The organism is Psychromonas sp., assembly GCF_983033635.1.
Genome location: NZ_CEZLMY010000168.1, coordinates 1 through 7717, shown reverse-complemented (window position 1 = coordinate 7717; position 7717 = coordinate 1). Strand labels below are relative to the sequence as shown.

6 protein-coding genes are annotated in these 7717 nt (G+C 38.7%); 2 read left to right on the top strand and 4 right to left on the bottom strand.

From position 1 onward, the window contains the following. Positions 1–855: 855 nt before the first annotated feature. Positions 856–1719, top strand: a complete 864-nt coding sequence (locus AC4GME_RS15710; protein ID WP_490379729.1) for a DUF4405 domain-containing protein — start codon at positions 856–858, stop codon at positions 1717–1719. Positions 1720–2000: 281 nt separating this feature from the next. Here AC4GME_RS15710 and AC4GME_RS15705 read toward each other — a convergent pair whose 3' ends face one another. The 4 genes from AC4GME_RS15705 to AC4GME_RS15690 form a co-directional block, all read right to left on the bottom strand. Next, positions 2001–2528 carry a hypothetical protein gene (locus AC4GME_RS15705; RefSeq protein ID WP_490378162.1) on the bottom strand — a complete coding sequence of 176 codons (528 nt, stop codon included), beginning with the start codon at positions 2526–2528 and terminating at the stop codon, positions 2001–2003. A gap of 307 nt (positions 2529–2835) precedes the next feature. Next, positions 2836–4248 carry a DNA repair protein RadA gene (gene radA / locus AC4GME_RS15700; RefSeq protein ID WP_490378163.1) on the bottom strand — a complete coding sequence of 471 codons (1413 nt, stop codon included), beginning with the start codon at positions 4246–4248 and terminating at the stop codon, positions 2836–2838. A 75-nt stretch (positions 4249–4323) separates the two neighbouring features. Further along, positions 4324–4983, bottom strand: coding sequence for a regulatory protein RecX (locus AC4GME_RS15695; protein WP_490378164.1), 660 nt, complete (start codon positions 4981–4983; stop codon positions 4324–4326). 321 nt (positions 4984–5304) lie between these two features. Next, positions 5305–6129 carry a TIGR01459 family HAD-type hydrolase gene (locus AC4GME_RS15690; protein WP_490379728.1) on the bottom strand — a complete coding sequence of 275 codons (825 nt, stop codon included), beginning with the start codon at positions 6127–6129 and terminating at the stop codon, positions 5305–5307. 285 nt (positions 6130–6414) lie between these two features. Here AC4GME_RS15690 and AC4GME_RS15685 point away from each other — a divergent pair, with 285 nt between their 5' ends. Then, complete coding sequence (locus tag AC4GME_RS15685; protein WP_490379727.1) at positions 6415–7119, top strand: DUF3581 domain-containing protein; 705 nt, start codon at positions 6415–6417, stop codon at positions 7117–7119. Positions 7120–7717 lie beyond the last annotated feature (598 nt).

Below are 7717 nucleotides of genomic sequence, written 5' to 3'. Positions count from 1 at the left end.
GTGTTTTAACGTTATTTTTGTTTTTAATTTTGATATATAAGTCTGCAGGGAACAAAATATAGCTTTCCTTTTTAACGTTTCAATCCATTTGATTTTAATTCATATTTAAAATTTGCCAAAAAAGTAACGTATTATATTGGTTTATAATACCTAGCATCTTCTTTGATCTATTTTAAATCATTATTAAAACTACTTAATACCCATGTGTAGGATTCTCTTTTTAGATTCATTAAGGCAGTATGTTGAATCTCATACATAACAACTTGCTACGCTAGTGAGCAAGGCGTTAACTTTCCCTCAAGTATTTAGCCAACACAAAGTATTTCTGGCGATTTTTGATTTATTTTCTACCAGAAAAAGAAAGAGCAATGGTGAATGGCTGATATCTATCAATAGGAAGATATACCAGATAAATTGAGAGTTCAAACTGTTCATATTATTAAAGCTACAGTTGGCACAACAACAAGTTACGGCAGGGAATCTCAATCTGAAGTAGTCTATCGAGAAATTGATTAGATTTCATGTAAAAAACATGGCGGTAGGAAATCTTTTCCGGGTAATAAAATCGCTATAATTGAGAACGCATTCAAAAAGCCATTAACACGATTTTTTCTAATATTTGCCTGTGAGTGCAATTTGCAGCCTCGTTATGCGCTATCTGTCCTAAATGCAATATAGATTCTGTTATAGGGGGAAATCAGGCTTTCCTATAACGAAATAATTTTTAAAAGCAATGTCAGACGACTGGCTGTAACTGACTGATGAAAATATCGACAAGATTGCTTAATAAAGCCAGCCAGAGAGGCGCTTTCTACTCCCTGCAGTCACCTAACACAGAAAAGATGGATAAGTTATATGAGAAAAAATAAGCATTCACTCAGGTCGTTAACTGCATTTTTAGTGACTTGGGCATTTATTGTTCTTACGGTAACAGGCATTATTCTGTATATCGTCCCCCAGGGCAGGGTTGCTTATTGGGTTCATTGGTCTTTAGCTGGAATGGAGAAAGAACAGTGGGGGTGGGTGCATATGATGTTCGGAGGAGTATTTATAATCAGCGGATTTCTGCATCTTTATTTTAATTGGAAGCCGTTTAAAAAATATTTTGCTGATCGTGTGAAAGGACATTTTAAACTTAAGCAGGAAATTGTAGTGGCAACCGTATTGACTATGCTGATATTTGTTGCCTCAGCTTTTAATATTCCCCCTGCGAGTTGGGTAATTGATTTAAATGGATGGGCAAAAGGCACTTGGGTTACCTCTCCTGAATCAGAACCGCCATATGGCCATGCAGAGGAAGCCTCACTTGCCGGTATATCCAGAAAGATGGATTTTGACATTAATAAAGTAACAACAGCATTAGATGCAAAAGGTATTGAATTCACGGGTATAAAAGATACATTGGATAATATTGCACGTAACAATAATACTACCCCAATGGCAATTTACGAAATCATACGAGTCAATAAATTGCCGCTAGAACAGAAAAATAATGAATTATTATCATTTGATGTATTAGAGGCTAAATTCTCTGGAACAGGTTTAGGGAGAAAAACTTTTGCTGAAATTTGTCGCGAAATCGGAATAGATTTAGAGGTGGGTATAGATAGATTGTCAAAGGCCGGTATATCTGCAAGTGGTGAAGATAAAGCAAGGCCTATAGCTGAAAAATACGAACGTAATCCTATAGATTTACTGAAAATAATGATGTTGCCGTGAGGGGATAAGTTAACAGGATAAATAAGAAAAGTGTTTTTAATAATATAATCGGCAACACCTGTATCTTTTGACTGTTTGGCAAATAATGGGTTTAGAGCTTGTATTTGGCTTATGGTTAGTCAAACGCAAGAGCTCCGCTATTTACAAGCTTTTTTGATTAGCCAGTGGACGTTGCTCTGATATTTAATTACGATCCGAAATTAATCCGTGCAGAGCGCAATAACCTTATCGTTATTACTCTCTATGCTTAATAAAAAATTAACCGAAACAGCATGACTTTGCTAAAGTTCCTCAAGTAAAGTTTTCTGTTTTACTTCATATTGCGTAGTCGTAATTAACCCTTCTTCATGCAAAAGGCGTAACTCTATTAAACGCTGCTTAATAGTGGGTTTAGGAGCCTTAGTTGTATTCTTGCTCAAGTTGACCTGCCTAACTGATTTCATGGTGTCTTTTTTGATATTATTGATCCAACGACCCGGGTAACAGGGGTTCTTTCCACCCTTAAAATCTGGCCACACTGGTGCGCTTCTACAATAACTGTTTGAGACAATCGTTACTTCTTTTTCATCAAAGAGCAGATGCAAATTGGCTTCAGTTCCGCGTTTATGTAATGAAACTTCAATCTTCTGATCATTGTTATCGATAATGTTCCAGCGTCTATTGGCCAGTACTTTTATTAAAACATTTTCAACAACATCACTTGTCAAACCATCTCGTGCCACAGAAAAACTGATCTGCTCTGTTGCAGATGCAGGCAGACTCATTAATGAAACGAATAACAATGGCAATAAAAAAACTCTTTTTAACATCCAATTTTCCCTAATAAAAATTAATAGCAGCAATACACTTATTTTCAGTGCATTGGCTGGTAAACAATAAAATTCAGACACTGATGTTCAAAGCTATAAACCATCAAACATGTCTTCTAAATAACTGGCCGCCATCATAAAACCAAACGGCTTATTTAGTCAAAATAAATTCCAATAAAAGTGAATTATTGATAAGCCTCCTCAGAAATGGTCATGAAAAGACAAATATTATTATCTTAAAAATCATTGACTACAATTTTTAGGGAGGCTGCCTGCAGATGTTTACCTGCGAACAGATGATAAAAAACTAATTTAACGCCTCAATTAACTCCTTGACGTTTTTAAGCGGGATAACAGTCTGATCAGGGTTTACGAACTGCTGCATCGATTTATGATAAGCAACGGCTGGAATATAGATCTGTTTTTTACCATGGCTTAATGCTTCACGTACACGCGGCACGATTTGTGGTATCTGACGTAATTCTCCGGTCAGTGCCAATTCACCAATGAACACCGAATCTTCCGGCAACGGCTTGGAATTAATAGAGCTAAGTAATGCCGCGGTTACGGCCATATCCGTCGAAGTTTCAGAATCGGCCATTTTCAGGCCGCCAACCAGGCTGATATTGATATCGTAATAGGTGGGAATGCCGCCATGCTTTTTTAATACTGCTGTAATTAATGACAAGCGGCTATAGGAAACACCGATACAGTTGCGGATAGACTTTTCGCCTTCCACCTCGGTCGCTAGCGCTTGAATCTCGATCAGCAGATTACGCGCGCCATCTTTAATCACTGAGATAGCCGAACCTTCAAAGTGCTCTGCACTGCCGGAGAGAAAAAGTCGACTCGGATTATCAACAGAGCGCATTCCCTTTTCGCTCATTTGAAAAATGCCCACTTGTTCTGTATCACCAAAACGGTTCTTATCCGCGCGTAATATGCGCACAGAAGCATCATTAACTTCAATATGAATGGCAGTATCAATAATATGTTTTAATGTTTGCGGGCCGGCCATCTGCGAGTTTTTATTTACCTGACCGACCAGAATTAAGGTGATGCCGTGTTGTTTACATAATCTATTTAATATTTTGGCACAGGTTTTTACTTGCGTTACTCCACCTGCAGAGCCATCAGCTTCATTTGATTCAAATGCTTGAATTGAATCGGCAATTAAAAATTTCACTTTATTTTCGATACACTGATCGACAATATCTTCGATACTGTCGGTATCTGATAATAAAAAGTTATCCTGGTTAAAATTTAGTTTTAAGCGTTCAATGCCGCGTTTAGCCCATTGGCTGAGACTTTCTTCAGCGGTCACATAGAGTGTTGACATTGAATGTGACATCACTTCGGCTACTTTGGTGAGCAGGGTGGTTTTACCTGAACCAGGATCGCCACTGATAAGTACCACAGAGCCGAGCGTTATGCCCCCGCCCAGGACGCGATCCAGTTCGGACAGTCCGGTTGATACACGTGCCGCATTTTCAACCTGCACCGCAGAGATGCGTTGTACGCCATTACTCGTTGCGCCGGCATAACCGGCGGTTTTATTGCGATTGATCGCCGCATTAACCGATTTTGTGCTGCTTGATGCTTCTCTAAATTCAGTGATCGTATTCCAGGATTTACATTCGCTGCATTGACCCTGCCATTTTTTGTAATCCGCACCGCATTCACTACATACATATGCGATTTTTGTTTTTGCCTTCGCCATTAATCCATCCTGAAATCTATTTTATTTAATCTCTGCGTGAGTAACGCTTGTGCTTTCTGTCTTTAATATTCTTTTTTAATCATCTTCATCTGTTTGTGCATTATGTGCTTGAATTGCATCCAAGCTATCAGTGAAGGTATAGCCTCTCGACACTAAGAAGCGCATCGCTTTATCGTGCAGTTTCCGTTCAACAATTTCACTTTTAAATTTGCGTGACAGCAGCACAATCGCTTCGCTTAAATAATCACAATCATCGTTAGGATATTTTTCATTATGCAGTTCGATTGCTTTTAATATATCATCGAAAGCATGTCCCTTACCTTGCAGAAATGCCATCGCCTTTTGTTTGATGCTTTGGTTGGCAAGGCGTTTGCTATATTTTCCCGACAGCAGGGTGACAGTAGCAGCAATATAATCATGGTTAGTTGCAAATGCATTAGCCAGTTCATTTTGCTCGATACCTTTACGCAGTAAATCACGTTTAATACGGGTAATACCAAAGCCTTTGTTTTGTGACGAGCGAATAAAATTCTCCGTAAAACGGGCATCATTTAAATAATCATATTCAAAACATTCGCTTATAACCGTTTCGATCCATTGCTGATTATCGGTTTTACGCCCGATTTTTTCACGTAACTCTTTTTCACTATGGTCACGTCGTCCCAAATGCCAAAAGGCAGATCTGCGTACACCGTCAATATCTTTGGCAGGTTTTATTGCTTTATTAAATGACATGTTTTCCTGATTACTTGAAAATGGTTAACGGTTAATGACTGTTTAAATACACAGTTAATTGTAACCCGAAAGTATTTTAAAGCAATGCTTGAGTTGGCTTAATCTAGGTAATATTTATCGAAAAGGCAGGGCATCTGCAGGCTGCAGAAACCCGTATTTGCTGATAATGCAGTCAGATCAGTTAAAGAGTAAAAGCTTTCAGAAGAAAGGTTAAATTGTGACAGCAGGTATGAAAAATCGGTGATCTACGCTCACCGATTTTAAGTTTGAAGAGTAAAGACTATGCTTGTTCTGTTTTTATCTTAGGCTGAGACAAACAATTCAGACCTTAAACCAGTCAACGCAATGGCTGGGTTTAACAGTAAATTTATTGCTTAATTCCACAATACTTTTCTGATCACTAATTTCTTTAGAGTGGATACCGCTAGTGATAAACAAACTTGATATAGCGGCGTTATCTGCACCGGCCATATCGTGTTCCATACTATCGCCTACCGCAATGGCATTATCCCATCCGCCCACTAAATCTCTGCACATGTTATAAATATCACGCTGTGGTTTACCGTGCCAGTGCACGATGCCGCCCATCTTCTGATAAGCTTTTGCAATGGATCCCGGACAGATTTTTAATGAACCGTCAGGGGTCATGGCTACAAGGTCAGGATTACTGACCACTAATTCAAGATTGCGTGCGCGGGCTGCCTTCAAATCATCCATATAGCTGGCTACATCAGCACGGTCGATACCATAACAGAGCAAAAATGATGCATCTTCAATAGCTGTGCTGTTTAATCCGCACTCTTCAAGAACCGTTGACCCCTCTTCCCAGGAGAAAAACAGGGCGTTGGTCCCGAGATGTTTAAATTTTCCAGACTTAAAATTATGACGCATATGATCGCCCGATGTTAATACGTCGATATACAGATCACGGCTAATCCCCGAATCTTGTAAACGCGCGTAAGAAAAATCGTGTGTATTACCGCTGTTAGAAAGGATCACAACTTTCTTCTTATGTTGTTTTAAAAACTGCAATGCCTCTACTGCTTTTTCAAAAGCGTCGCCACCATTATGCAGCACACCCCATTGATCCAGAATAAATGTATCAAATTTATCGATTATCTCTTTAAGACCATTAATTATTTTCATTTAATACCCACCTCAACGCCATCTTCAACTGAATTAAGCAGGCATAATACATCACCTGATGTTACACGGGCAACATATACCCAAGTGGTTTGGCTCGCTGTTTCGGGCAAATGCCGAGTAATGATTTCGGCAGCGAAATAGTGGACTGTCAAACTTGCTATTTAACTTCTCTTGGTTTTTTTATAAAATAGCTTTAAGCAGAAGAAAAATATGAAAGTAATATCATTTCTGTATTATTTCCCTATAATTCGCCTTTTTAAGCTATCCCATAAATAGAGAACCTTGATGTTATTAGAATCTTATTACACGAAACGTGACAATGTAGTTAGCATTTCAGCTGAGCAAGCAAGCACTTTTGCGAAACAACAATGTCAAGATTTCAATCCAATTCATGATCCTGAAAATAAGCGCTTTTGCGTGCCTGGTGACTTACTGTTTTCATTGGCGTTAAATGAATATGGGGTAAGTGAATCAATGAGTTTTACCTTTACCAATATGGTCGGTGCTAACGTGGGATTAGTGTTCCCTGAAGCGGATGGCGATCATATCGTTGTTACCAATGAACAGGGTAAAAGTGTATTGGAAATTAATAAGCAGGGCAATACTAGCCATGATCCTGTATTAATTGACTCTTTAATTAAAAATTACGTGGTGTTCTCAGGGCAAAACTTTCCTAACTTACTGATGCCACTGATGAAAAAACATGATGTGATGTTCAATCCTGCACGTCCACTGGTGATGTATAACAGCATGAGTTTTGAATTTGATACATTATCACTGGATAACCCGGTAAACGTTGAACTGGCTGATTCATATTTTGAAGTAGAGCCAAAGCGCGCCAATAACTTCCTGCATTTTGCTATTAACGATGGTGAAAAGACGATTGGCCGTGGCATCAAAAAGCTGATTGTTGCGGGTTTAAAACCTTATGATCACGATGTTATTACCGCATTCTCTACTGCCTATGAAGCGCGCCGCTCTGCGTTTTAAATAATATATAAAATATCAGGCAGCGTTTATTCCTGTCTGATTTTTTCTGCAAGGTACAAGGTAGGCCGTTATAAATGGCTGAGATCTGCAAGGTGTGAAATTAACGGGTACCCATATATCTTAGCTGTATATGGATCACGCAAAGTTAATGAGTGTTGATTTGCTGAATTCTTGTTCAGCTGACTATTAAATTCAGGTGTTTTGATTTAAGAAAAGAATGGTGTTAGCAAAAAGCTGATAAAAGAGGAAAAAACAGGGTAAAGCCGGGATACCAGCGTTCATCTATTTAATGTCATGTTTTGCGTGACCTGATGAGCGTTGGGTGCCCCATTTATACTAGTCCCATTTAGACTAGTAATATCTACAACCGCCTGCAACAGCATATGATTTATAGCGACCAGATGCAGTTTCATATCTTACCGCTGCACAACTTTGTAGAGAACTATTACCGAAACAAGCTACTTTTTTTAAAATTGTAAACAAATTATACCTCACTGAACTTCTATTAAATGTCATGCTGTGCATGACCTGATGCCCCATTGGGACTAGTAATATCTACAACCGCCTGCAACAGCATATGATTTATAGCGACCAGATG

Coding starts and splice junctions, on each gene's coding strand:
- AC4GME_RS15710 (WP_490379729.1), top strand. CDS start 856: ATGAGAAAAAATAAGCATTCACTCAGGTCGTTAACTGCATTTTTAGTG.
- AC4GME_RS15705 (WP_490378162.1), bottom strand. CDS start 2,528: ATGTTAAAAAGAGTTTTTTTATTGCCATTGTTATTCGTTTCATTAATG.
- radA (WP_490378163.1), bottom strand. CDS start 4,248: ATGGCGAAGGCAAAAACAAAAATCGCATATGTATGTAGTGAATGCGGT.
- AC4GME_RS15695 (WP_490378164.1), bottom strand. CDS start 4,983: ATGTCATTTAATAAAGCAATAAAACCTGCCAAAGATATTGACGGTGTA.
- AC4GME_RS15690 (WP_490379728.1), bottom strand. CDS start 6,129: ATGAAAATAATTAATGGTCTTAAAGAGATAATCGATAAATTTGATACA.
- AC4GME_RS15685 (WP_490379727.1), top strand. CDS start 6,415: ATGTTATTAGAATCTTATTACACGAAACGTGACAATGTAGTTAGCATT.